This is a genomic window from Desulfovibrio sp. 7SRBS1 (assembly GCF_049723905.1).
Classification (GTDB): domain Bacteria; phylum Desulfobacterota; class Desulfovibrionia; order Desulfovibrionales; family Desulfovibrionaceae.
In genome coordinates this window covers 3,966,359-3,992,770 of the sequence record NZ_JBJKFD010000001.1, presented here as the reverse complement: position 1 = coordinate 3,992,770, position 26,412 = coordinate 3,966,359, and the positions used below count along the sequence as shown (strand labels likewise).

Genomic DNA, 26,412 nt, shown 5'->3' with positions numbered 1-26,412 from the left:
CGCTTTGCCGTAAAAAGGCAAGCCGATAGGAAAAAAAGAGCGCCGCGTAACGGCGCTCGTATATGAGAGTGTGGGGAGAGTGCGGGGAGGATGGGATAATGGGGGGATATTCTCCGCAGGTTGCTCAAAACAGTGCGAAGGCACGGCGCAAGGAAAACTCAAAGCCGACGCATATTCTTATATACGCGAGGATTTGAGTTTTCCGAAGCAACAAAGCCATCGTACCATTTTCAGCAGGCTGAATCGCAGATGATTCGGGCATCAACTGCGTACAGTCGGGAACCGCTCCCCTTCAGAGGATTTATGTCCATTTCCACAATCTGAGGAAAATCAGCGGCAAGAAAGCTCACACGCATAAGCTGGTCGGAAAGCAGGTCCATATCCAACCCTTCTTCGCCGCGCACGCCCTTGATGATGGGGAACGCGGCAATGGACTGAATCATTCCCAGCGCTTCTTCCTTGGCAAGCGGAGCCAGACGGAACTGGATGTCTTTGAGCGCCTCGGCATATATTCCGCCCAAGCCAAAGGCAGTCAGCGCGCCGAACGGTTCCTCCCGCTTGATGCCGACAATAACCTCGGTGCCCTGCACCATCTGCTGGACAAGCACGCCCACGGCATCGGGAAGAGCCATCAGCTCGTCGTAAACAACTTCGGCCTGGGCAGCATCAGTAATGTTCAGCTTTACCCCACCCACGTCGGTCTTGTGCAGTGGGCCTTCCACTTTCATTACCCAGGGAAAGGGAATGGTTTGGGCCACGCCCTGCAGATCATTCTTTGTCTTCACGGTCTGCTGACCGGGCAGATGAAGCCCCGCCGCAGCCAGTACCTCGGCCACAGTGGCACCATCGAGCACACCGGTCTTGCCGTCCATAACGGCCTTGAGGCGGTCACGGTCGTAGCCGGGAAGCTCTTTGGATGTCTCGGCAATACGCGGGCGGTTGACAACGCGGCCCAAGGCTCGGGCCAGGGAGACTTCGTCTTCAAAATAGCATTTGCCTGCCGCGGTAAATTTCTCAAGGGCTTTCGCAGAGGTAACCGAAGTGCAGAACGACGGAAAAACAGGAACAGGAAGTTCATCCATGGCCTTTCTGATCACATCATAAATCGTGCTGATATCGGAAAGGCCGGAATCGCCGAGCATGACGATAAAATAATCAATTGTGTCGGCCTCTTCCTCGGAAACAATCCTGAAGATATCCTCAAAATGTTTTGCCGTCCTGGCAGGCAGGCAGTCCACCGGGTTGGACAACCCGGAGCTGGGCAGCAGGGCCTCTTCAAGACGGGCCTGCGTGGACGCCTTGAGGACCGGGGCCTCGATCCCTCTGCGGTTCAGTTCGTCAGCCAGCATGACTCCAGGACCGCCCGCGTCGGTAACAATGCAGACCCGCTTTCCATCGAGCTTGTCTTTTGCCAGCTTCATGATGCAGGCCACATCTATCAGCTCCAACCGGGACTGCACGCGAACAATTCCGGCCTTGTCGAACATGGCCTGAACCGCGGTGTCGCTGGAAACCAACGCGCCTGTATGGCTGGCCGCGGCCCGATGTCCCGCCTCGGTTGCTCCGGCCTTGATTCCGGCCAGAAGGCAGCCCTTGGCAGCCAGACTTTTGGCATAGCCGACAAGACGCTCGGGATCGTTGACCGACTCCATGTACAGAAGTTTTACGGGAGATGAATTTTCATTGTAGGCTTGGTCGAACAGCCCCAGCAGGTCGGTCACCCCGGTCTGTGCACAGTTGCCCACGGTCATGAAGGAGTTGAAGGCCAGGCCACGCTTGGTGGCCTGTTCCGCCAAATAGTCCACAGTGGCACCGGAACCGCTGATAAAATCAACGCCGTCTTCCGCCATAAGGGGAAGTATCCCGGCAAACTTTCCCGCCAGTTCGGTGGACATAACGCCCAGGCAGTTGGGGCCGAGCAGCAGCATGCCGTTGGCGTCGGCAATGTCCTTCAACCGTTTTTCCTCGGCTTTTCCTTCCTCGCTAAGCTCACCAAAACCGGCGGAAAGAATGACCACGGCTTTCACGCCCTTGGCGGCCAGGTCTTCCAGGCTCTTGCGCACAAATTTGGATGGAATGGCAATGTAGGCCAGGTCCGGCGTTTCGGGCAGGTCGGCAACGCACTTCACAGCCTTTACCCCCTGCACCACATCGCTTTTGGGGTTTACGGCCATAAGCTGCCCTTTGTAGTCGCGGCTTTTGATGTTGAACAAAATCCTACCGCCCGGTTTGCCTATGTCGTCGCTACCGCCTATGACCGCAATGCTTTTGGGAGTCAGTGTGAGATCGAGCATTATGTAAGTTCCTCTTTGGTGATGTCCCGAAAAAGATGCACTGGAAAAGCAGTGCCGCCTGCCCAATTTCCGTTGCGCCGCCAATGGCGGCGCAACGGCTTTCAGACACTCTTGCTTTACATCAGTTCGGCACCAGCCTGGAAGGCTGCGTAGTTCAGATTCCAGATGGCCGGTTTGGGGCTGAGGCTCTTGATGGCCATCTGCCAGTACTGCTCGGGGAAGGCATTAAAAGGTGTGATGCGGCTCATGGCACCCATCATAACCACGTTGGCGCAACGTCCGGAGGAGTCACCAAGGGCAATGGCCTGTTCCAGCACATCCACTACAACCACGTTGTAGCCGGACAGTTCGGCCTTGATGGAATCCAGACTCGGGTACAAGGCCGGATCCATGCCTGCGGGGATGATGGAAGTTTTGGCCAGAACCACTGTTCCGCCTTCTTTCAGAAGTTCGAGATATCCGGGACGGAAGACTTCGCTCATCTCCATGGAAACAAGGCAGTCGACACTACCAGGCACCAAAACCGGGCTGAGGCTTTCACCGCAGGCAAAGGTGGAAATAACCGGGCCGCCCATCTGGGCCATGCCATGCGTTTCCCCCTTGACCACGTTGGAATCACTGTATCCGCTCAGGAAGGCAAGCTTTGTAAGCACACGTCCAAAGAACAGATTGCCCTGGCCGCCAACGCCCCGAATGGCAACGGACAAACGTTTGGGCAAAGTGCTTTTTTCCAGACTCGGCTCTTCAATCGTTTCGGGCGCATCAGGGATGGACACCGTGGACTTGGCCTTTTCTACCGGGCCGTCCACAATCTGAATGGCTCCCACTGCACAGCGCTGCATGCAGGCCGGAGTATTGGAAACACAGCCCGTGCACAGGTTGGTGAACTGTGGAACGCCGTCATCACCCACCACGATGCCAGGACAAATATTGCACATGCCGCATTTTTTGCACTTTTCAGCATCCACAGTGAGTTTTTGACCGAACTTTTCGCGGGGAACCTTGCGGATGCAGGTGCCCTGAATAATGATGGTGGTGAATGCTCCATCCTCGGCAGCCTTGAGAGAATCCTTGAGAGCCTTGCGGATTCCCTTGTAATCATAGGCATTCACTTCAATGACTTCACAGCCCTGGGCGCGTACCGCGTCGGCAAGGTTGAAACGGCAGTCTTCTCCTGCCAGGTTCACGGGGGAGGAAGCCGAAGGCTGGCCGCCGGTCATGGCTGTCCATTCATTATCCAGAATAACCTTTACGCCGGGCACATTGCGAAAAACGGTGTTTCTGGTGCCGTCCATACCGCTGTGACATTCCGTGCTGTCGCCAATAACGCTGATGCACTTGGAAGCCATCTCCGGCTTGGAAAGAACAAAACCGCAGCGCTTGTTTTCGCTGGCTCCCATGGCAACACCGGTATCCATGGCATTCATGAAATAAAGCAGAGAGTTGCAGCCGATATCGCCAAAGATCACTTCCAGCTGCTTCTTGCTCATCATGGAATTTGCGATTTCGCCGAACAGCCGATAGGGGCAGCCGGCACAGATCATGGGCGGACGGGCCGGAGGCATGGTCTTGCTGCCATTCTTGACGATTTTATAGCCCAGGAATTCGGCAATGGATGCGGGGCTCCATTCTGTTTCGTGCGAGAACTCGGGTTTTCCCACAACCTTGATGCCATTCTGGCGGATTTCCTCTTCCACAAAATGATATCCGTCGTCGATGACAAACACGTCGCCTTCGATGGACCCGCAAAATTCGCGGATAAGGTTTATGGGCAGCGGGTTGGTAAAGGCCAGGGAAAGGATGTCCAGATCGTTTTCGTAAAGCTGCTTCACTTCCTTGGCAAACATGGCATTGGGGCCATACACGATGAGGCCGCGTTTGCCAGAGCCTTTGATCCAATGATTGAGAGGACTCTTTTCCACCATTTCCATCATTGCGGGCAAACGGGTGGACATGATTTTGTTATAATTGGCACGCGTCAGCGGGGGCAGGCAGTTGTAGGCATGCAGGTTGTCCGGCATAGCCACTGGTTCGCGGGACTGTTCGGGCATAAGCCGCACCAGGCCTTCGCTATGACAGAGCACACCGCTGGGCAGGATGACCACCCCAGTATTGAACTTGCGGCCTATTTCCACGGCTATGGAAGCGGCTTCATGCATTTCCTGGTGATTGCGCGGTTCAAAAACAGGCAGGAAGCAGCTCTTGAAAAGATAGCGGGGATCAAGCACATGCTGGGTAGAGCTGGGCGTGAAGTCCGTGGCCACGTAGTAGATAAGCACGCCGCGGTCCTGAGTAAAAAAAGATGCGCTGGTGACCAGATCGCCAGCCTGCATCAGTCCGGGAATCTTCATGGTCACAACACAGTCGCGACCGGCCAGGCTGTGGCCATGCCCCACGCCCACGGCAGTGGCTTCGCTGACAGACCAGCCAACGTCGATAAGGTCCTGCACCTGGGAAAGCCCCTTGTCGATGACTTCAGAACTGGGAGTTCCGGGGTATCCGTCGGCACAGTGAATGCCTGCGCGTACACAACCTACGGCAAAGGCTATGTTGCCCTGCAAAACTTCTGGATGGTCACTGGGGGCCTGGCACATTTTTTTTACCGGATTCATGAAAACCTCTCTTTATATGGTGAAGAATCTTTATATCTCAGGAGGATATATTATCCTTTTATGGCAATGCCATTAACCGTGGGCTGAGGCTGAATACCTTTTGAAAAATCGATGATCTGATCCGTGACCCGCATGTCCATGTTGTAGAAGGATTCCACGGTAAACGCGGCGGAATGAGGCATGGCCAAAACATTGTCCAGGGTGAGCAGCGGCGACCCAGTAGGCGGTTCGTTTGTCCAGGCATCGATTGCCGCGCCGCCTATTTCACCGCTCTTGAGCGCTTCGTACAGGGCTTGCTCGTCAATAAGTTCACCACGCGCGGCATTGACCACAACAGCGGTCTTTTTCATGGCCTTGAACTCTTCGGTCCCCAGCATTTTGGCATTGTCTGCGGTAAGGTTGCAGTGCAGGGAAAGGATATCCACTTCCGGCAGCATTTCCCGCCAGTCCTGCACGCGTTCGATGTTCAGCATGTCCGCCACTTCCCCCGGCCAGTAGGGATCGTAGCCAAGGATGCGCATCCGGAACCCGCTTGCCCGCATGGCCACGGCACGGCCAATGGCGCCCACACCAATAAGTCCCAGAGTCTTCTTCCAAATTTCCAGGCCGCAGAAGGCGATGTGGTTATACTCTCCGGCACGCATGCTCGCGTCGCCCTTGGGCATCTTCCGCAGCAATCCCAAAACCATTCCCATGGTCTGGTCGGCAACAGCCTGGCTGTTGCAACCGGGAGAATTGCAAACCAAAATTTTGCGTTCCGTGGCAGCGGGGATATCCACCATATCCAGGCCAACGCCGTACTTGCCTATCATCTTGAGGTTGGGGAGTTCCTGCAGCAAATCGGCCGTCACTTTCAGGTCGTTGCCGTTCAGCAGTACGTCGGCCTTGCGGAGATCATCCATAACGCCAGGCGAATCGACGCCTTGCCCGCGGCGGTCAATGACTTCCAGGCCTGCTTCACGCAATTTGTCCAGTCCGTCTTCACTGCTGGCGCAGTACGGTGCCGCTTCAATGAAAACCACTTTCTTCGACATACCTTCCTCCTACAACCGTTTATAAGTGCAGAACACACAAAGGCATTTTCTTGCTTGCCCTTCCCATGCAGCGGCAGAGGTTTGTTTCGGCTCAGGCTCCCGGAAAAAGCTTGTTTCATAAAAAGTCAAACATATTTCTGGCCCAAAACAACATTGCATTTTCATGTGAAATCAACGCGTACCAATATTCTTCCAGCGGATGCGACTAACGTAAGACCAATGCAGCCATTCTTCCGCATAAAGTCTTTATTTCTTCATAATATTTGGTAGTTAGACTCGGAGCACACCGAGCATCAAAAAGCATGTTTTTCCGCCATCTCAGCTGTTTCAACCCCAAAAAATCTTGCCTGAATAAAATGTAGTTCCACACATCTGCTCTTTTTTAGAGCTGGCAATTTATTTTTTTTCGCAAAAAGTAAGCCTATTGGTAAGACTTTTAGGCTTTCACGCACTTTTATGTCAAGCAAAGGAAGATAAAAAATGAAAAAACCAATACCATCTTCAAAAAAATACAATAAAATCAAGCTACATTTTCCAATATCTACTTTGCATAGCGAGTTTTTCGATAAATATTATTGCAAAAAGACTTTTTTGACCATAAGGTATGACCTAACCAAAACCAATAATTCAGTAGGTTAGATGGTTTTTTCCGAAGAAATAGGCATTTAAGTTAAACCTTTACCAGTTGGAGGCAAGTAATGCTGAGACGGGTGTTCTTCGTGATGGTTGTAGTGGCGGTGGCGGTGATGGCCTCAGGAACGGCTTTCGCTCAAAAGGACTGGAAATACGGGCATGTGGCCCCAATACAGGTGGGTAAATTCGTTCAGGGGCATCAGCAGGGTGCCGTGGCAATGGCCGATTATGTCCGGGAAAAAACAAACGGGGAAATCAAAATAGCAATATTTCCGCTCAGCCAGCTTGGCTCCGAGCGCAGCATGCTGGAGCAGACGCAATTCGGCCTGCTCGACATGATGGATTGCACAACCGGCACGCTGAGCAATCTGATCCCGCAGGTCGGACTTTTAGATCTGTTTTTCATGTGGCCGAGCAAAGAAGTGGCTCACAAGGTGATTACCGACCCGGACTTCACAAAAATATACGGAGACCTTCTTTTGGAGAAGGGCTTGGTGCACATCGGGTACAGCGAAAACGAAACCCGCGACTTCGAATGTACGAAAAAAGCCGTTGTTACACCTGAGGACATGAAAGGCATCCGGGTTCGCGTCATCGAATCCCCCTTCTTTCTCGACGGATTCCGCGCAATGGGCGCAAACCCCATGGGCATGCCTTTTGGCGAAGTTTACACGGCCCTGCAGCAGGGGGTCATCGACATGCAGGACAACCCCATTCCGACATCCGTCGCCATGAAGTTCTCCGAAGTAGCCAAATACTTCACGCGCAGTGGACACGCCTATACCTGCCTTTTCAAACTGGTAAGCCGCGACCTTTGGGAAGGACTTTCCGACAAGGAAAAAGAAATACTCAAAGCCGGTGCCAAGCTGGGTGTTGAAACCAACTGGAAAGCAAACAACGAAATCCGGAAAGCCATGGAAGCACAGGCTGTAAATGAAGAAGGATGCACCATAGCCGACCTTACCCCGGAACAGCGCCAGGCTTTTCAGGCAACGCAGAAAGATGTTTGGACCAAATATGCCAAGGAGTGCGGAAAAATTCCCAACAATCCCAAGTATGGAAAGTACGCAGGCGTGTCCTACTTCGACATGATCCAGGATAAAATCGCGCAGTACAACAAATAGCCTGCATACACGAGATGGAAACCAGTGAAGCACCCTCTCTACAGCCATAACGCCGCCCGCTTTTCCCGGAAAAATAAGGGGATTTTTCCGGGAAACACAAAAGCTGGGACCACGGAAGATGGAATGCAGGGGGATTTTCCAACGCCGTCCGCAGCGGGTTCACTACTTCGGGCGGCGTAATGAAACCATCGGGTTGTGGTGTTGGAGTGTAATTTGGCACCACTACCCGTTTATGGAGATGCGCGGTGGAAAAGTTAAAAAATTATTTCGAGCTATTTGAGGAACTGTCCGTAGGCGGGATACTCCTCATTCTGGCACTAGCAACAACCTTTCAGGTTATTACCCGCTACTTTTTTGGCCTAACCTTCGACTGGATGGCCGAGGGCTCGCGGTACCTCACCATACTCGCAGCCTTTGCAGGAGCCGGACTTGCCGTAAAGTTCGGAGCACACTTTACCATGGATGCGGTCATCCACTTTTTGCCAGATCGCATTACACATGTGGTTCAGACCTTTGCCCACCTTTTCAGCGCCTTCATCATGTTTGTAGTGGCGTATCAGGCCTACAAACTGGTCACCAAGCTCGCCAAATACGGAATGAGCACGGCATCCCTTGGAATCCCCATGTGGGTCGCCTACATGCCCATCCTTATTTTTACTATTGTCATCGGATGGCGTTTTCTGCGCGAAGCCGTCAAGTCCCTGCGTTTGGCAATAAATCCGGCTGCGGCCAACTAGGGGGCAGGCATGGAAATTTTCCTCGTACTCTCCTTCATTATTCTGCTGTCACTGTCCGTACCTATTGGAATTGTTGTTTTGGCCACGACAGCTGGCGCAGTTTATTTTTTTCTGGGAATGCCCTTGACCACACTGGTCCAGCAACTTTTCAACGGCCTGGACAACTTTCTGCTTCTGGCCATTCCTTTCTTCATCCTGGCCGGGAACATCATGGCCGAGGGGCGCATTGCCACCGTACTGGTGGACGCCATGAAGGCCATTACCGGCAGAATTCCCGGCGGCCTGGCCCTGGCCGGTCTTCTTACCTGCATGTTTTTCGCCGCAATTTCCGGCTCCAGCCCGGCCACTGTTATCGCCATCGGCGGCATCATGATACCGGCACTGGTCAAGGCCGGGTACGATGAAAAGTTCAGCATTGGCCTGCTGACCAGCGCGGGCACACTGGGCATTCTCATTCCGCCTTCCATTCCCATGGTTCTCTACGCAATGGTCGGAGACACCTCGGTAAGCGACATGTTTATGGCCGGTATTGTTCCGGGCTTTTTGCGGGTCTTTTTTTTCGGCGGTTACGCCATCATCCTTGCCAAGCGCTTCGGCTGGTCCGCTAAAACAGTCTACTCCTGGAAAGAAACCCTCCTTGTTTTTGGCAAGGCATCCTGGGGGCTTCTTATGCCGATCATTGTACTCGGCGGCATTTACAGCGGGATATTCACCCCCACGGAAGCTGCCGGTGTGTCGGTTATTTACGCCCTGTTCGTAGAAATATTCATCTACAAATCCATGACCCTCAACAAATTCAAAAACATTCTGGTGCAGTCCGCCGTGCTTTCATCGGCACTGTTGTTCATCATCGCCTGCGCCATGCCATTCATCTGGCTGCTTACCCGTGAACAGTTGCCCATGCAGGCTGCCCAGTTCATCGGGAGCATTGTATCCAACAAGTACCTGTTCCTGCTCATGGTCAATGTTCTGCTGCTGTTCATCGGCTGCGTCATGGATATTGTGGCGGCAATTCTGGTTCTGACGCCTATATTCAAACCCATGCTGGACATGTTCGCCATCGACCCGGTCATGTTTGGTATTATCATGATATGCAACGTGGAGCTTGGGTTCCTGACCTTTCCATTCGGACTGAACCTTTTCGTTTCCATGGGATTGACCAAGAAACCATTGACGTACATAGCCGCGGCTGTTCTACCTTTTCTCATCATGTGCGGCATCTGCCTCATAATGGTGACATACATACCGTGGTTGTCGTTATGGCTTCCCAATTTTCTGAACTAACAATTGGGAGGGACACCAGACAACGGTGCCCTCCTTAACCAACCATTGATAAAAGCAGTTTTTTCAAGATAACGAGGACATATGAATAAGAAGAACAGTTCCCCCAAGAAACAGACAAGCAGACGTTTTGAAAATGTAGTTGCCTTGATCAAGCGTGAAATTCTGTTGCAAACCTACAAGGTAGGCGATGCGCTTCCCCGAGAGGAAGAACTTGCAACACAGTTGAACGTAAGCCGTCCGTTGGTTCGGGAAGCCCTTACAGTGCTGAAGGCACAGGGATACCTGGAAGCCAAACGCGGTGTAGGAGGCGGCACGTTTGTCAAGGACATCCTGCAAAGCTCCAAAGCGGGGGAGCTTCTCGGAGATCTCATTTCCATGGGCCAGATGCCGGTTGCCGACCTGTGCAACGCACGTATGATCATAGAACCGGAATGCGCGAGAGCAGCGGCCATGTCCGCCACGCCGGGAGAAATCCGTACTTTTGCCCGTCTTCTTGAAAAAACCGCCTCGGCGCCGAATCGCGCTATTGCCATTGAGCATGCGTCGGAATTCCACAACTACATCGCCGTGTGCAGCAAAAATATCTATTTTGCCATGAACATGCGCGCAATGATGAAATTCACGCAATTGTTCATCAACACACTCGTCGATCTGGACCAAGACATACACGATGACTCGTTTCATGAATCCATATTCAACGCCATAGCCTCGCACTCGGCCCAGGACGCATACGAACGTATGTTCATTCATGTGGCCGAGCTGAAACGCGAAATGTGCAAGCTCGAAGAAAAATTTCGGGAAGTGGCGAATTCAAACCTCAGAGAATAAGACATGAAGAAAAAAGACTATCTCGTAATAGCCATCATGGTCATTCTGGTCGCCCTGGCGTTAAAGCCTGGGGCCATTGCTTCCTTCAAAGCCTGGACCAAAACCTGGCCGTACTTCTCCAGCTTCGTCAAGTTTGCCATTCTGGCTACATTCGGAGAATGTTTGGCCCTGCGGCTCAAGACAGGTTCCTATTACAAGCGCGGCTTTGGCGTGCTGGCCCGTGCCGTCACCTGGGGCGTGCTCGGTATGGGAATCTACATCGCGTTCACAATTTTTTCATCGGGCGCATGGCCCCTGCTCAAGACCTTTGGCGCACAAACCAAGCCCGGCGATTCGCTGAGCTTCATGTCCATTGTGCTGGCGTTTGCCACCAGCGCCACCATGAACCTTGTTTGGGCTCCTGTAATGATGGTGCTGCATAAAATTGCCGACAACCACATTGCCCACACAGGAGGCTCCGTGGTGCGCTACCTTACAACCAAGCCCAACATGCCCCAGATGTTCCGTGAAATAGACTGGGATATCATGTGGGGGTTTGTTTTCAAAAAAACAATCATCTTCTGGTGGATTCCGGCCCACACCATAACATTCCTCCTGCCTCCCTATCTGCGGGTATTGTTTGCCGCCATCCTCGGCATAGCATTGGGTGTTATCCTTTCCTTTGCAGCTCAATCCGCAAACAGCAGCGAAAACCTGTCCAGGGCACCCCAATAAAGAGCAACTCTCCATCCCATTGCTTCAAACTGGCAGCCTGAAACGGCCCCGGACGGGGTCGTTTTTTTTTGCTGCGTGAAGCAAAACCCAGGCACGATTGTCTTTGATAACAAACGCGTTGCCGGAAAAAGGCCAGCAGGGAGACAAAGGGAGCTGCGACTATTTTCGATAGGCGTTGGGCGTGTCGCCCGTCCAGCGCTGGAAGGCGTGGATGAACGAACTGGGGCCCGAGTAGCCGAGCAGAAGAGCTATTTCCGTAATAGGAAGTTTGGACTCGCGGAGATACTCCATGGCTATGCGCATACGCGTGTTGGCCACGATATCGCGGAAGGAAAAATTATATTCTTCCAGACGCCTGCACAGGGTGCGCTGCGACATGCCCAACAGCCGGGCCACAGAGGCCATGTCCGGCGACCCGCCCCGCAGCATGTTGGAAACGTGATATTCCACAATGCCGGGCAGATCCCTGTCGTCGGGCAGTTCCGTCAGGATGCGCCCCATATAGTCCTCGAGGATCAACAACAAGCGCTGGTCCGCCCCGGGCACGGGACGCAAAAAGGTATCGTGCCGGTACAGCAGGGCATTGAGCGGCTGGTTGAACAGGACCGGACAACGAAAGAGACGGTGCTGCGCCGTACTGGATTCCGGTTCGGCATGTTCAAACCAAACCTGCTTCGGGTACACGGAATCGTCCACCAGCTGGTTCACAAAGGCGAAACAGCTGGCAATGGTCATTTCCACGTCCTGTCTGTGGTTGGGAGTGTTGGACGCCACAATGCCGTATCCGAGAAGAATGTGTTCCGGCTCGGTTTTGAGAAAGATGCGCGCGCCCTGCTGATGAAAATTATAAAAGCGTTCCAGACGGCGCAATGCCGCGACCAGAGTGGTGGAATTGCGCATTATGTAGCCGAGCAGCCCCAATTGATCCAAGGTGCTGCGCACGCCCAGCTGCAAGCCGAGCGCGTCGTTGCCCGTAACCTCCACCACATGATTGAGCAGTTCGAGAAACAGGGAAAGCGGAATTTCCTGGTGTCTGTCCTCGACCATCTTGAGTGGAAGGCCCAGCTTGCGCAGCACTTCCTCGGTGGAATCCCTGCCCAGAAGACGGGTCAGCCCCGCGGCGGCAGCTCCCCGGATCATGGGAAAGGTTCTCATTCCGGAGGCATTGAGATGTCGTGCGGCTCTGGCGTCCGGGGTGCTCGGTTTCATGCTGTTGCTCCGAAACATGGGGCTATCAGAACACCATATGCGAGGATTGGCAATACACACGCCATCCTGCGAAACAACGTCCGCGACTTCCGCAAAGGGAAGAAAAAAAACGGCACGGGAAAACTGGACTTGCTGGTTTTCCCGTCCTCCACCCTGGCCTGCGTCCCCCAGAAGATGACTGGGGACGCAGGCCGCCGTTCAAGGAAGGCTGAACGGAAGGGTGTATGAGGGCATTACGGGACGGAATACCAGACAGGCTCCGGACAATCGGGAACGACACTGGTTCCGGCCTTTCCGGCCACGATATCTTCCAGATCGCACAGGGAGCCTATGGCGGCCCGCTTGCCCGTGGCCCGGACAAATTCGCAGGCCGATTCGATTTTCGGCCCCATGGAACCGGAAGCGAAATCGTAGGCCTCCAGGTCCGCGGGCGAAATGGAACGGAGCGGGCAGGCACCAGGCTTGCCCCAGTCCGTGTACACCCCGCGCACATCGGTCAGCATGACGAACACGTCGACGTTGAGTTCCTTTGCCAGCAGCGAACTCAGCCTGTCCTTGTCAATCACCGCCTCCACGCCGTGCAGGTTGCCATCCGGACCGTACATGGTGGGAATTCCGCCTCCCCCGGCGCAAATGACGATGATGTCGTTTTCCAAAAGGATTTTAATGGTATCCAGTTCAAATATCCGCTTGGGCCGTGGCGAAGGAACAACCCGCCGCCAATACTCGCCGTCGGGCTTGACCGCCCAACCGTGTTTCTCGGCCAGCTCCCGGGCCGCTGCTTCGGTGTAGACCGGCCCGATGAATTTTTCAGGATCGGCAAAGGCCTTGTCCTCGGCATCCACCTGTACCTGGGTCAACAGGGTGGCAAACCCGCGCTGCGGAAGGCAGTTGCCCATTTCCTGCTCTATGAGATAGCCGATCATCCCCTCGGTCTGCGCGCCGAGAACATCCAGCGGCCAGTCCTCGGGCGTCTCGCTCATCGCCTCCGCCTGCAAGGCCAGAAGCCCCACCTGCGGGCCGTTGCCATGGCTGATTATCAATTCGTGAGACTGCGCGACCTTTGCCAGCGCGGAAGCGGCAACGCGCACGTTGGCGCGCTGCGTTTCCGTATTCATGGCCTGTCCCCGCTGCAACAGGGCGTTTCCGCCCAAAGCTACGATGACTCGCATGCGTGCCACCCCTCTAGCGGACCTGAGGCTTCGGAACCTGCTGGGTGATGCAATGAACGTTGCCGCCACCCAAAAGAATCTCGCGGGCAGGCACGCCTACAATCTCGCGTTCGGGAAACAGCTCCTGCAGCTTGGTTTTGGCCTGTTCGTCCCACTTTGCATCGAGCAACGGGAAGACGATACGCGAGCTGGCAATGTAGAAGTTTACATAGGAGCCGGCCAGACGGTCGCCCGCCACACGCGGCAAAGTACCGTCCACCGCGTCCACGCCCCGGGATTCCTCCTCGCTGATGAAGATGGGGCCGGGCTGATGGATGGTGTGCACTTCCAGCTTGCGGCCCTTGGCATCCACGGCGTTTTCCAACACTTCTTTGGCAGCCTTGGAAATGGCGTACTGGGGATCGTTCTCGTCGTCGGTCCAGGTAAGCAGCACCACGCCGGGCCGGACAAAGCAGCACAGGTTGTCCACGTGGCCGTCGGTCTCGTCGTTGTACACGCCATTTGGTATCCAGATGATGCGGTCCACGTTCAGGTAATCGCGCAACACCTGCTCTATTTCCTCACGGCTCAGGTCGGGATTGCGGTTGGGATGCAGCAGGCATTCCTCGGTCACCAGAAGCGTGCCCTCCCCGTCGCAATGGATGGAACCGCCCTCCAGCACGATGGGCGCCTTGTAGCGTCCGGCACGTTCAAATTCGAGAACCTTTCCGGCCACCTGGTCGTCCAGGTCCCAGGGGAAATACAGGCCGCTGTGCAGGCCGCCCCAGGCATTGAAGTCCCAGTCTATCCCGCGGCGGTTGCCCTTGTCGTCTATTACAAAGGTCGGCCCGCAATCGCGCACCCAGGAATCGTTCGTGGCCATCTCCACCACCTGCACGTCATCGGGCAGCATGTGGCGGGCATTCTGATACTGGGCCGTGGACACGGCCACGCGGACCGGTTCGCTCTTGGCAATGGCTGCGGCCACGGCAGCAAAACTTTCCTGGGCGGGCTTGGCTCCCCAGCGCCAGTTGTCGGGACGCTCCGGCCAGATAAGCCAGCAGCCATCGTGGGGTTCAAATTCGCCGGGCATACGGAAGCCGTCTTCGCGAGGAGTAGTGGTATATGTAGCTGTCATGATATTTTCTCCATTATGTTGTTCAGTCTATGTACTCGTCTCTGTTCTTCGCCCAGCTTCTAGGCAGCCCTCTTCTGGGATGCCGCCCGGTTGACGATGACCTCGCCGACACCGACGGTCAGGGCTATGCCCAAAAGAACGGGCAACGAATAGCTCCAGTCCACCTTGCCGAGCGGAAGATCCGGGAAGATAAACAGAATGACCGCCTGGATAACGAACAGGCTGGGAACGATTGTGCACCACAGGGCAACCCCCTTGCCGCCGGGAACCCTGAAGGGCCGGTGGGCATCGGGTTCCGTACGGCGCAGCCGGAGAAACGCGGGAAACATGAACAAATAGGGAAACAGGAAGATAACCGAAGAAAACGCGAACAACGTCCAGAACAATTCGTCGTTGCCTGCGGCAAAAAAGCCATAGCAGACCATGACCACGGACGAGACCATGCCGGTGATGATGTTGGCACCGACAGGCGCGCCATTGGAATTGATTTTCGCAAACAGGGCCGGGAGCTCGCCATCGGTAGCGGCTTCGGCCGCAGCCCGGTTGGCTCCCATGCACCAGGTCACCATGTTGGTGACGAAAGTGAACAGGGCCAGGGTGCCTATGATCCAGACCAGGCTGGACGATTCGCCGAACACGACCTTGAGCGTGTCCACAATGCCGCCTACCAGGCCGATGTCTTCCACGGGCAGGGCCATCAGAATACCAATGGTCCCGAGAATGTAGAGAAACGTAACAGTTCCGGCCGCGGCAAAAATGGACCGGGGTGTATCCCGCTTGGGATTGCGGATTTCGTCGCCCATGCAGGCGACCAGTTCGAAGCCCATGAGATTAAAGACAATGGCCGGCAGAAAGGCCAGCCCGGAATCCAGGGAAGGAATCATGGAAGACAGGGTGATTTCGTTGGCCATGCCCTGCGAATTGGCCAGATAGAATCCGCCGCCGCCCAGCACGAGGATGATGACGACCTTGGCAACGGCCCCGAGGTTGGGAATGAGTTTGCCCACATCCACGGAAATGTTGCAGAACCACACCGTAATCCAGGTGAGTCCGATCCCTATGCCTATCTGGGCCCAAAGGCTCAGGTTCGGGGCGAACAGACGGCTGAACATTCCGGCGAACATGATGTACACGGCGGGCATCCACAAGGCCACGTTGATCCAATAGAACCAGGTGGTGCGTACGGCCCAGCGGTCCCCGTAGGCCCGCTTGACCCAGTCGTAGATGCCGCCCTCTCCGGGCCAGGCGGTCCCCAGTTCGGAGGAGATCATGCCATACGGCACGACAAACAAAATAAAAGTGACCAGCCACCAGGTGATGGAGGAAGGGCCTATGGACGCGGAAGCCGTGAGTGTATCGATGACCAGTACTGCGCAGACGGAAAACAGGGTCAGGTCGATAACGCCCATTGATTTTCTTTCACTTTCAGCCATGAAAGGAACCTCCGTATGGCGGGTCCGCGAGACGGCTCACGGCCCCTTACCGTTGAGAGGCATGGCCCCGAAGGCGGATTCGTCCGTAGAACCATCCGCCCGAAGCGCCGGGGCCACGCCCGTAGGGAACAGTGTCCGCCCGGCTTGCGATACGCCGGACAGTTCTGTTCAGTCCACTGCGTACGGCTTTTTCACCGGTCCGCCCATCCGCTGGCGTTCAGGTGCTCCAGCACCCGTCCTTCATGCCAGACTTTCTGGGCCTCCCTGGCCTTCTTGAGTTCCGGCCAGACCAGCCAGGCCAACAGCCCCACCTGCGTGTGCATGCGGTTCTCCGCCTGGTCGAAGATGATGGACTTTTCAGAATCCAGAGCCTCGTCCGTGGCCTCCACACCGCGCGAAGCGGGCAGGCAGTGCATCAGCTTGCAATGGGCGGGTGCCTTGGCAAGAAGGTCCATGGTGATCTGGTAATCGGGCATAAAGGCCTTGCGGCGGTCGGGAATTTCATCTTCCTGTCCGCACCACCACCACAGGTCGGTATAGATGATATCCGCATCGCGCACACTGTCGTCGATGTTGTCGGTGATGGTGATGCGTGCGTCCCCGTAGGCGTGCCTGCGGGCGATATCCACCCATTCCTTGGGCGCCTGGTAACGCTTGGGCGCCACATGGGTGAAGTTCATGCCGAGCATGGTGGTGATGAACATGGTGGAACTGCAAACGTTGGTGGCGTCGCTGATGAACGTGACGTTCAGGTCTTCCAGCTTCTTGCCCTCGGGGAGATGCTCCCACATGGTGAAGGCGTCGCACACGGCCTGGGTGGGATGGTTGTAGTCCGTAAGCCCGTTGATGACCGGAACGGTGGCATGTTCGGCCAGGCCCAGGATGGTTTCATGCTTCCAACAGCGGGCAATGAGGCCGTCGCACATTCTGGACAGCACCTTGGCCGTGTCGGAAAGGGATTCGCGCTCGCCCAGGTGGATTTCACCGGGCTTGAGGTATAGGGCGTGCCCGCCCAATTTTTCCATGGCAACCTCAAAAGAAACGCGGGTCCTGGTGGACGGTTCCTCGAAAATCATTCCGAGCGAGGCGTTCTTCAAAAGCTGGGGCGTGCACCCGCTCTTGTCTGCGGCCTTGAGAATTCGGATCAGTTCGAGTACATTACGAATTTCCTGTCGGGAATGGTCATACTCATGGATCAAGTTTTTGGGCATGAAAACCTCCTGATAGGTTGTGTATTGCGCCGCACCGGACACGCTCGCCAAAGCCCCGGTGCGGCATTTTTGTTTCATAGCCATTACAATCTTATTTTAAACCCTTGGCTTGTTTTTCCAGGACAAATAATTGCGACTTGATGACAAGCCGTAGAAAAATCGTCTTTTCCACATGTTATCACTACCTTGCGCCTCTCCACGGGCCAATGACGCATTTCCATGCACTGGCTGCGAATTTTCCCCCAAGCCTGGGCTTATCAGGAATTAATCCCCAAATAACAAGATATTACTCATATGCCGGCAAGGTATTGCCAACCGGGAGCGTTTTGCCCGACGGACAATTATGTTAATTTCTAAATTGCTTTTAAAAGACAAAAAATTACCTTTACAAGCCACATCTTCCGTCCATCTTTTTTTCCTTATTCCATCCGGAAAAACCCGCCCGCCACCCCAGGGTCTTGCCTTGAAAGTGCGCATTGCGTAAACCGGACGAACCGGCCTTCCGGCAGAAAACCGGATCGCTCGCATCCGCGGGCCGATCCGTAAAATTTTTTTCGGACATGCCGCCCGGCGGACAGGCGGATAGAGCCGGGCGTGCGGTACAATGGATGACATATGCCGCCGCTTTGGAAACACCCGTCAAATCTCGAAATGTGCCAACAAATACAAGAAACAAAGGAGCCGTACGTGCAATTAGTATCCGATGAGATGTCGGCGTACGTGGGAAATTCCTCGTGGATTCGCAAGATGTTCGAAGCGGGCATCGAGCTGAAGAAAAAATACGGCGAGGATGCAGTTTGCGATTTTTCTCTTGGCAACCCCGATCTTCCGCCGCCAGCAGCCATCAAGGAAACCATGCTCAAGCTGGCGGAAAATGCGGACAAGCCCTTTGCCCTGGGTTACATGCCCAACTTCGGTTTTCCCGATGTACGCGAGACCCTCAGCCACAAGGTGACCGAGGAACAGGGCGTAAAGGTCGCTGGATCTGATTTGATAATGACCTGCGGAGCGGCCGGAGCATTGAACGTCTTTTTCCGTGCCGTGCTCAATCCCGGCGATGAAGTCATCTGCCCTGCACCGGTCTTTGTGGACTACGGCGCATACGTGGGAACCCACGGCGGCGTGCTCAAAAAGGTGGACAGCACCCCGGGTGATTTCACCCTGGACATTGCAGCCATCGAGGCGGGCATTACGGACAAGACCTGCGTCGTGCTCATCAACTCGCCCCACAACCCCACCGGCGTGGTCTACAGCAAGGAACAGCTCGAAGAGCTGGGCAAAATGCTGACCCGCAAGAGCGAAGGCCGCAAGCGTCCCATCCTGTTGCTGGCGGACGAACCGTACCGTTTTCTCGCCTTCGACGGCGTGGAAGTGCCCTCCGTGCTGCAGGCCTACACCTACAGCGCCGTGGCTTCGTCCTTTTCCAAAAACCTGGCTCTGGCAGGGGAACGCGTGGGCTACATCGTGGTCAACCCCGAAATGCCCGGCAAGGAACAGCTGCTGAGCGTGATGACCATGGCGAACCGCTTCCTGGGCTTCATCAACGCCCCCACTTTGGGCCAGCGCCTCATGCAGGGAGCCATCGACTCGCAGGTGGACATCTCCATCTACGACAGGCGCCGCAAGGCCATGGCCGAAGTGCTCGACGCGGCAGGCTATGAATATCCCATGCCCAAGGGCGCGTTCTACTTCTTCGTCAAGGCTCCGGGCGGAGACGACGTGGCATTCTGCGCCAAGCTCATGGAAGAGAAGATCCTGGGCGTCCCCGGAACCGGCTTCCAGTATCCCGGCTACTTCCGTCTTTCCTTCTGCCTGAGCGAGGAAATCATCCGTCGGTCCGCGCCCGGTTTCAAGCGCGCCATGGAAAAGGCGACCGCCTAGCCCCATAGCCTACCGACGAACAAAGGGAGTGCTATAAAAAGCTCTTTCCTTTTGAATACAATACAAACGCCGGCCCAGCGCATTCCTTGAAATGCATTGGGCCGGCGATTTGTATTGTAAGGCAGTTTCTATTTCAGGACGTTTTTTCTTTCCGCCGGTACGTTAGGTACGTTGGGTACGTTGCGTCCAGTACGGCTACAAAACAACTCCAGAACGGATAGAGTCGGCATGGAGCCGCCCTTCGATGTACAGGGCAAGAGCGGCTACGGCCCGGTCGCAGACCGGAAAGACCGGAATGCCCCCGGCAATAAGCGCGTCACGCATGGGATCGAACAGCCGCCCGCCGTCGATCACGCCCACCACAGGCTTGTCGTGTTTGCTGACCACTTGGGTAAGCAGAGGAACAATGCCGTTTTCCGCATCCATGGCAAAGGTGGGCACGTCTGTTTCCAACAGCGTGTGCATTGCCGGGGAAAGCGGGTCCAGGCCGATGACCACGGCATCCACGCCCTCGTCATCCAGCAGGATGTCCGCGGAGACGGCATGGGCTTCATCGTCGGCAGACGGGTTGATATCCAGCGGATTCTGCACCGTGACCAGCCCGCTCAATTTTTTCGCATCCAGAATCTTGGTGATTTCCCTTACCGACGCCTCGCCAAAATGGGCCAGAGCCATCTGGTAATCGTCGGAATCAATGGAGTCGGCCATGCCCACGGCCTCGAATCCCGCACCGCTTACCGCGGCCAGCCGGTTGCCGCGTATGGTCCGGGTAGCCAGATTTTCGGCCAGCAGAATCAGATCCTGAAATTCCGTGAAATTGCGGGCCACAATGGCTCCGGCCTGGCGCACGCAGGATTCGCAGACCATGTAGTCTCCAGCCAGGGAGGCCGTGTGACCGCTGGTGGCGTTTTTGCCTTCCGGAGTGCGCCCAGCCTTGTAAAAGATCACATCCTTTCCAGCCAGCACAGCCAGGCGCACGGCTTGGCAGAATTCCAGGCCGTCCAGGTCGTTGAACCCTTCCGCGTACACGGCAATAACATCCACCTGACCGGAACCGCTGAAGTATTTAACCATGTCCCCCAGCGTCAGGTCGGTCTGGTTGCCCAGGGAAATCATGTAGGCGGGATTCATTTCCGGGCATTGGCTGGAACGGTGCAGCATAAACGCGCCCGACTGGCTTACCAGGGCGGCGCGGTGATAGACCGCTGTCCTGTTCTTGGGCAGCTTCTGTTCCGGGATGAACCAGGTATCATATTTGCCGGGATGCGAAACCACGCCCATGCAATTGGCGCCAAGGAACACGGGACCGCCGTGGTCCGTACCATGGGCCTGGTCAATGGCGGCAATCACCTTGGCGGCGCGCTCCTGGCTTTCTTCGGTCTCGCCCATGCCACCGGGGATGAGCATCACGGAATTTGCCGCGTCCAGGCGGACGACCTCGTCCACCAGCTCCGGCACCTGGGCCGCGCCTACAGCCACCACGAACAGATCAAGCTTTTCGGGCAGGGCTTCCAGGGAGGGGTAGCACCGGACGCCGTCGATTTCCTGCACGCCGTCGCGCAATACGCAGACGTTTTCCTTGGGAAAGCCCTCGGCCAGGATATTATCCAGAATGATGCGCCCGAAGTTCCGCCGTGTGGTCGAAACCCCGATAACACCGATCTTCTGCGGGTGCAGCAGATTGTCTATCTTTGCCACGGGCCGCTGGTTTTCCCGTGCGCCGGGTTTACCGAATTTGCACATGCCGTCCAGGGGCACCATGAGGTAGTCGGTAAAAGCGTAGGGGTTGATTTCCATCTCCCGGATCACGAATTCGGCGTCCGGGTTCAGGGGCGAATAATGACGGCCCATCTCTATGAACGAGGTGAAGCACTCCACCAGCTGCTCGTCCGTGACCACCCGCCGCTGCCCGCGCGTAAGGCCGGCCAGTTTTCTGTAGGAAATGGTCTTGCGGAACAGCTCGAAAAATTCATCGCCATTGGTCAGCTCGCACGATGCCGCAACAATGGCCTGCCCCTTGCGAAACCGTTCGGCGTACAGCTCGGTATCCGTGCCGCCAAGCCCCGCGGAAACCACCATGCCGAATTCGCGGGTATACCGCAGCCCGACAATGAGTTCGTTGCCGAATGCCGAGGAATCCGGCGGCATGAACTGCACCAGCAGCACGCCCTTGAGGTCGCGGCGAATGGCCGCAACAAGGGCATCGCCCGCCAGCCCCTTATACGCCTCGGGCGCATGGGACGGATTCATGTTGATCATGGTGGCGTAGTTTTCCGGCACTTCGTAGAGCATGCGCCGGATGGCGGAACGGATCTTGTCCGGAGTTTTGGGAACGATGCGCACCCCGCCCACCTCTGTCTTGTGGATGATGGTGGGGGAGACGATCTTGAGCACGACCCTTTCCCCTGGCAGGGCCAGCAGTTCATCGTCGGATGGACGTCCTCCGCGCGGAATGAGGATGCACTTGGGCGGCGTTTCAGCCCCGGAATGGCCCAGCAGATTGTAGACTTCATATTCGAACAGAAAATCGCGGCCCTCGTCCTGCGCGGTACGAAAGAGCGACGTAATGATTTCGTAATCAATGGGAACACAGCTCTGAACGTCCATTTTGATCCTTCCCGGTAGTAGGTGTCTCAAGGTACAAATGCCATGTCCCGTGAAATATTAAAGGTCTGACCTTATGTCAATCCCCTTCTCCACCAAATAATCCTTATACTACATGGATTTCCTAAAGATATGGCAGACACGTCATTCCCCAAAAGGCCGGCATTTTATGCATAATTCCGGTAAAAACAGGGAATAAAGTCTTACAATTGTTTTTTTGTGGGCACCAGCCAAGCCACCACGGCCTTTGCCCGTGGAACACTTGCGGGAAGCGGAAACAAGGCTGACATACGGAGAGATTCCAGAAAAAGAGGCAGGAGAAAAAGGCATGGCCCTGTGCGTTCAGTACAGCAGGCCAAAGCAAAACAGAGGGTTACAGTTCCAGCCCCTGCTTGCGGTACTCGTTGAGCTTGTTGCGCAGGGTGCGCACGGAGATGCCCAAAAGATCGGCGGCCTGGGTGCGGTTGCCTTCGGTCTTGTCCAGACTTTTGATGATCATAAGCTTTTCCATCTCTTCCAAGCGGATGACGTCGTCGGGCAGGTGCACGCCCTGGGCCGCTTCCGATGACGTCTGCGGCTCTTCCTGAAGGCTTTCCGGCTGCCAGGAATCGGGATCGAGCAGGAAATGCGAGGTCTGGATGGGACCGCCGCCCGCCAGAAGCACGGCGCGTTCCATAAGGTTCTGGAGTTCGCGCACATTGCCCGGCCATTCATATTCCAAAAGCCATTTGCGGGCTTCGGGAGAAAAATCGAGTTTGGGCAGGCCGTAGGCCTTGCAGAAACTTTTTACAAAGTGCGTGGCCAGCAGGATGACGTCCTCTCCACGTTCGTTCAAAGAGGGAAGCTTGAGGGGAATGACGTTGAGGCGGTAAAAAAGGTCCTGCCGAAACTTCCCTTCCTGTACGTATTCTTCGATATTGCGGTTGGTGGTGGCCAGAACGCGCACATCGACCTTGACCGTATCCACGCCGCCGACCCGGTCTATCTCGCCTTCCTGAAGAACGCGCAGAAGTTTTGCCTGCAGCCCCAGCTCCATCTCGGAAATTTCGTCAAGAAGAATGGTTCCGCCGTGGGCAAGTTCGAATTTGCCCAGCTTGCGGTTGATGGCGCCGGTAAACGAGCCTTTTTCATGGCCGAAAAGTTCGCTTTCCAGCAAATGTTCGGGCAAGGCGGCGCAGTTGATGGCCACAAAAGGCTGTCCCACGCGGTCGGACTGGACATGCAGAAAACGGGCGAATTTTTCCTTACCTGTTCCGGACTCGCCCGAAATAAGGACCGTTGCCTTGCTGGGGGCAACCTGCCGGGCAAGGGCAAGAACGCGCAGCATGGCGGGATGCTTGCCTATGATTTCCGGGGCGGCCTGCGGACGAACGCTTTTTTCAGCCGGAGCAGGTTCGGCGGGCTCTGGCTGTTCGGACTCAAGGACAGGCAGGGCGGCTTCGAGGCGATCCCAGACCAGGGGTTCGAGCCAGTAGTCGGCGGCTCCCAGCTCCATGAGCTTTTTGGCTTCCTCCGGGGTGCCCGAATCGGTAAACACGATAATGGGAGGAAAGTTCCCCATGGCTTCTGCGGAAACACCAAGAAGGCTCTCGACCCGATAGCCGGGAATACGCGCCTTGGATAAAATCAGGGCGGGCTTCTTTTCTATGTAGGCTTTCGCTCCGCTCAGGTTTTCAGCCACGCCCACCTCAAAGCCCAAATCCTTGAGCTTATTGAAATGTTCCGCAACTGAAACGGGAGGTGCAACGAAAAGAACAGTATTTCCTGACATAGGTCCCTTTATATCCACTTGAGCACACGATTTCAACACAACGCCGCGGGTCTCTGGCTTGGGTGTGTCTTTTTGAGAATAATGTCAAGTATGACGAAGACTCCCGGACAAGGCCACGGCCTTGTCCGGGAGGATATCACTAGGCATCGCCAGCCATGGCTTCCATGGCCGTCAAATCGCTTTCAATGGCTACTTCGCCATTTCCCTGGGTAAAAATCCGCTCCACATCAAGCAGAATAAAGAAGTTCTCGCCCACCTGCACCATACCACGCATAAACTGGTTGTTTACGGTGGTGCCCATGCGTGGCGGAGGTTCCACACTGGAGGCGGAAATCTCCACAACCTCGCACACGGAATCCACCAAGGCTCCCATGGCCTCGCCATCATCCCCTGCGGAGACGATGATGATGCAGCTGTTGATGGTGATGTCGCAGACGTCCATCCCGAATTTGCGGCGCAGGTCCATGACCGGCACGGCCGTACCGCGCAGGTTGATGACGCCCCGCATATGCTCCTGAACCTGCGGAATACGCGTTATGGGTGGCACCTCCACAACTTCACGCACCGTTTCCACACTAAAGGCGAATATCTCGCCGTCCAGAATAAAGGTCAGATACTGCGACAGATCGTTATTTCGCTCTTTGTTCAGATCGTCATCCGTTTTAGAAGCGTTCAAATTGCTCGTCATCGACATCGTCCTCCAGGTTGATCTTGACGCCGCCGACCGGAGCGGGCGTGTTGTCGCCCTTTGCCGGAGCAGTGGAAGCGGCCTTGGGCTTCGCCCTTGCCGCGCTGGGCAGAGCCTTTACCGCACCGGTGCTATGCTGTCCGTCCCGGAGACGGAAGAAATCCATGGTGGCCTGCATCCGTTCCGCCTGCGCAGACAATTCCTCGGATGTCGAGGCCAATTCTTCGGCCGAGGCCGCGTTTTGCTGCACCACGGTGTCGAGCTGGCGCACGGCCTTGGCGATCTGCTCGGCCCCGTTGTTCTGTTCGTTGCTGGCTGCCGCAATCTCCTGCACCAGGCTGGCGGTCTTTTCGATGTCCGGCACCATTTCCCCCAGCATGTTCCCGGCCTCTTCCGCCACCTTGACGCTGGAAGCCGACATCTCGCTGATTTCAGAAGCCGCCTGCCCGCTGCGTTCGGCCAGTTTGCGGACCTCGGCGGCAACCACTGCGAACCCCTTGCCGTGATCTCCGGCCCGGGCCGCCTCGATGGCCGCGTTCAGGGCCAGCAGGTTGGTCTGACGCGCAATTTCCTCCACAATGGAAATCTTCTCGGCAATATTGCGCATGGCTTCCACGGCCTGGTTGACGGCCCTGCCCCCTTCCTTGGCATTGTCCGCCGAACGGGTGGCGATATTTTCGGTCTGCTGCGCATTGGCCGCGTTCTGCCGGATATTGGCCGCCATCTCTTCCACGGACGAGGAAATCTCTTCCACGGACGCCGCCTGTTCGGAAGCGCCCTGGGAAACGTTCTCCGACGAGGCGGAAAGCTCTTCGCTGCCTGCGGCAACGTTTTCTCCCGCACCGCGCACTTCGGCCACCACGCCGCTGAGGCGTTCGATCATGCTTTCCAATGCCCGGGCCAGGGTTCCCAGCTCGTCACCACGGCTGGTGTCCACATCCACCCGAAAATCCCCCTTGGCCAGGGACTGGGCCACCGCAACTCCTTCCTGAACCGCCCGCACGATGATGCGCGTAATGAACCAGGCCAGCAGAATACCCACAACCAGTGCAACGCCCGAACCGCCCATCACCAGACGCTCAACCCAGGACATGGCCGTAAACATGGCCGAAGTCTGGGTCTCGGCGGTGCGTTCGCTGCTCTTCAGCGCAACCTCTGCAGCCCCAAGCATGCGTTGGAACGGCTCTTTCTGAGCCAGATTTTTTTGGGCATACTGGTTGATCGCGCCTTCGTAATCAACGCAGGCACGGGTGATGTGCTCAAAATATTGCTTTTCCCCGGACGTGGCAGCCAGCGCTCCCTGCTGGTCAGACTCTGCGCAGATTGCATCCAGTTCCGCCTTCACCTTGTCCATATCATCTTCGCGGCCGAACATGATGTAGTCTTTGGCCAGCCCCCGGACATTGAGAAACCGGGCATGTATGCCCGTTACGCTGATGTAGGAGCTCACAACGGCCTGCGGCACCATGCCGGTCTGGCCGTCTTGCATGGCAAGCCCCTTGTAGTGGACCAACGCCGTTTCCACGGCCTTTTCAAGCAGGGCGGCCTGTTTGACCGCGCTCTTGATGGTACCGTCTTTCTCTACTTCCAGTCCTGCGTATTTATTCAGGGAGTCATTATATTCATTGGCCGAATCGTGTATTTTCTGAACTTCGTCGCGTAGCGGATCGTTTGCAGGAAGCTTGTCAATGACGTTCTGCGCGCAGTCCATAACCGCGTGAATCTGCTTATCAAAGAGATCAATATATTTGGGGTCCTTTTGCAGCATAAAATAAAGGACCTGCATGCGGGCTGAAAACATGTGCTTTACCGCGTCGTCCAAATTATTCACCTGATCGACGTTGTGGGCCACGCTTTTCAGGCCCACCCAGGAGACACCGGACATAAGGACGGTAAGCAGCAGAACGAAAGCGAAGCCCCCGCCTATCTTGTGGCCCAGTTTCAGTTTACTCATTGTCCCTCCTCCTTTGCATGCACTATTGATTACCGAAAGGTTTCAAACGATCGAATACACGTTTTTCCCAACACGCTGTACGAAGCTGAACCTTTTAAGGACCGCAACCACA

19 protein-coding genes are annotated in these 26,412 nt (G+C 55.7%); 6 read left to right on the top strand and 13 right to left on the bottom strand.

Going from position 1 to position 26,412, the window contains the following annotated elements:
* Nucleotides 1-230: 230 nt before the first annotated feature.
* From ACI0FJ_RS17625 to ACI0FJ_RS17610, 4 genes are all read right to left on the bottom strand, one after another.
* Nucleotides 231-2,294 (bottom strand): acetate--CoA ligase family protein, encoded by a 2,064-nt coding sequence (locus tag ACI0FJ_RS17625; RefSeq protein ID WP_424305552.1) that lies wholly within the window; start codon nucleotides 2,292-2,294, stop codon nucleotides 231-233.
* 116 nt (nucleotides 2,295-2,410) lie between these two features.
* Nucleotides 2,411-4,906 carry a 2-oxoacid:acceptor oxidoreductase family protein gene (locus tag ACI0FJ_RS17620; protein ID WP_424305550.1) on the bottom strand — a complete coding sequence of 832 codons (2,496 nt, stop codon included), beginning with the start codon at nucleotides 4,904-4,906 and terminating at the stop codon, nucleotides 2,411-2,413.
* Nucleotides 4,907-4,956: 50 nt separating this feature from the next.
* Nucleotides 4,957-5,940, bottom strand: a complete 984-nt coding sequence (locus ACI0FJ_RS17615) for a phosphoglycerate dehydrogenase (protein WP_424305548.1) — start codon at nucleotides 5,938-5,940, stop codon at nucleotides 4,957-4,959.
* A 293-nt stretch (nucleotides 5,941-6,233) separates the two neighbouring features.
* Entirely contained in the window at nucleotides 6,234-6,464 is a 231-nt protein-coding gene (locus tag ACI0FJ_RS17610; protein ID WP_424305546.1) for a hypothetical protein, read from the bottom strand.
* Nucleotides 6,465-6,638: 174 nt separating this feature from the next.
* Between ACI0FJ_RS17610 and dctP the strand changes: the two genes are divergently transcribed.
* The 5 genes from dctP (at nucleotide 6,639) to ACI0FJ_RS17585 (ending at nucleotide 11,260) form a co-directional block, all read left to right on the top strand.
* Nucleotides 6,639-7,697, top strand: a complete 1,059-nt coding sequence (gene dctP / locus ACI0FJ_RS17605) for a TRAP transporter substrate-binding protein DctP (RefSeq protein ID WP_424305544.1) — start codon at nucleotides 6,639-6,641, stop codon at nucleotides 7,695-7,697.
* Nucleotides 7,698-7,942: 245 nt separating this feature from the next.
* Nucleotides 7,943-8,434 (top strand): TRAP transporter small permease, encoded by a 492-nt coding sequence (locus ACI0FJ_RS17600; protein ID WP_424305542.1) that lies wholly within the window; start codon nucleotides 7,943-7,945, stop codon nucleotides 8,432-8,434.
* A gap of 9 nt (nucleotides 8,435-8,443) precedes the next feature.
* Nucleotides 8,444-9,718: a TRAP transporter large permease gene (locus ACI0FJ_RS17595; protein ID WP_424305540.1), complete on the top strand. Its 1,275-nt coding sequence runs from the start codon at nucleotides 8,444-8,446 to the stop codon at nucleotides 9,716-9,718.
* A gap of 81 nt (nucleotides 9,719-9,799) precedes the next feature.
* A complete protein-coding gene (locus tag ACI0FJ_RS17590; protein ID WP_424305538.1) occupies nucleotides 9,800-10,546 on the top strand; it encodes a FadR/GntR family transcriptional regulator in 747 nt (248 codons plus the stop codon).
* 3 nt (nucleotides 10,547-10,549) lie between these two features.
* Nucleotides 10,550-11,260, top strand: a complete 711-nt coding sequence (locus ACI0FJ_RS17585; RefSeq protein WP_424305536.1) for an Mpv17/PMP22 family protein — start codon at nucleotides 10,550-10,552, stop codon at nucleotides 11,258-11,260.
* 159 nt (nucleotides 11,261-11,419) lie between these two features.
* Here the strand turns inward: ACI0FJ_RS17585 and ACI0FJ_RS17580 are convergent, their stop codons facing one another.
* From ACI0FJ_RS17580 to argF, 5 genes are all read right to left on the bottom strand, one after another.
* A complete protein-coding gene (locus ACI0FJ_RS17580) occupies nucleotides 11,420-12,469 on the bottom strand; it encodes an AraC family transcriptional regulator (RefSeq protein ID WP_424305534.1) in 1,050 nt (349 codons plus the stop codon).
* A gap of 233 nt (nucleotides 12,470-12,702) precedes the next feature.
* Complete coding sequence (arcC, locus tag ACI0FJ_RS17575; protein WP_424305532.1) at nucleotides 12,703-13,641, bottom strand: carbamate kinase; 939 nt, start codon at nucleotides 13,639-13,641, stop codon at nucleotides 12,703-12,705.
* 13 nt (nucleotides 13,642-13,654) lie between these two features.
* Nucleotides 13,655-14,758: an agmatine deiminase gene (gene aguA / locus ACI0FJ_RS17570; RefSeq protein WP_424305531.1), complete on the bottom strand. Its 1,104-nt coding sequence runs from the start codon at nucleotides 14,756-14,758 to the stop codon at nucleotides 13,655-13,657.
* A 59-nt stretch (nucleotides 14,759-14,817) separates the two neighbouring features.
* Nucleotides 14,818-16,191, bottom strand: a complete 1,374-nt coding sequence (locus ACI0FJ_RS17565; protein ID WP_424305529.1) for an APC family permease — start codon at nucleotides 16,189-16,191, stop codon at nucleotides 14,818-14,820.
* 191 nt (nucleotides 16,192-16,382) lie between these two features.
* Complete coding sequence (gene argF / locus ACI0FJ_RS17560; RefSeq protein ID WP_424305527.1) at nucleotides 16,383-17,402, bottom strand: ornithine carbamoyltransferase; 1,020 nt, start codon at nucleotides 17,400-17,402, stop codon at nucleotides 16,383-16,385.
* Nucleotides 17,403-18,089: 687 nt separating this feature from the next.
* Between argF and ACI0FJ_RS17555 the strand changes: the two genes are divergently transcribed.
* Nucleotides 18,090-19,283 carry a pyridoxal phosphate-dependent aminotransferase gene (locus ACI0FJ_RS17555; RefSeq protein WP_424305525.1) on the top strand — a complete coding sequence of 398 codons (1,194 nt, stop codon included), beginning with the start codon at nucleotides 18,090-18,092 and terminating at the stop codon, nucleotides 19,281-19,283.
* A 195-nt stretch (nucleotides 19,284-19,478) separates the two neighbouring features.
* Here the strand turns inward: ACI0FJ_RS17555 and ACI0FJ_RS17550 are convergent, their stop codons facing one another.
* The 4 genes from ACI0FJ_RS17550 to ACI0FJ_RS17535 all read right to left on the bottom strand — a co-directional run bounded on the left by ACI0FJ_RS17550 (nucleotide 19,479) and on the right by ACI0FJ_RS17535 (nucleotide 26,300).
* The gene (locus tag ACI0FJ_RS17550; protein ID WP_424305523.1) at nucleotides 19,479-21,890 is read right to left on the bottom strand and encodes an acetate--CoA ligase family protein; all 2,412 of its coding nucleotides are present in this window, start codon (nucleotides 21,888-21,890) and stop codon (nucleotides 19,479-19,481) included.
* A 370-nt stretch (nucleotides 21,891-22,260) separates the two neighbouring features.
* Nucleotides 22,261-23,658: a sigma 54-interacting transcriptional regulator gene (locus ACI0FJ_RS17545; protein ID WP_424305521.1), complete on the bottom strand. Its 1,398-nt coding sequence runs from the start codon at nucleotides 23,656-23,658 to the stop codon at nucleotides 22,261-22,263.
* Between the two features lie 139 nt (nucleotides 23,659-23,797).
* Entirely contained in the window at nucleotides 23,798-24,346 is a 549-nt protein-coding gene (locus ACI0FJ_RS17540) for a chemotaxis protein CheW (RefSeq protein ID WP_424305519.1), read from the bottom strand.
* Nucleotides 24,321-26,300, bottom strand: a complete 1,980-nt coding sequence (locus ACI0FJ_RS17535; protein ID WP_424305517.1) for a HAMP domain-containing methyl-accepting chemotaxis protein — start codon at nucleotides 26,298-26,300, stop codon at nucleotides 24,321-24,323. The genes ACI0FJ_RS17540 and ACI0FJ_RS17535 overlap by 26 nt, the downstream gene beginning before the upstream one ends.
* Nucleotides 26,301-26,412: the final 112 nt, after the last annotated feature.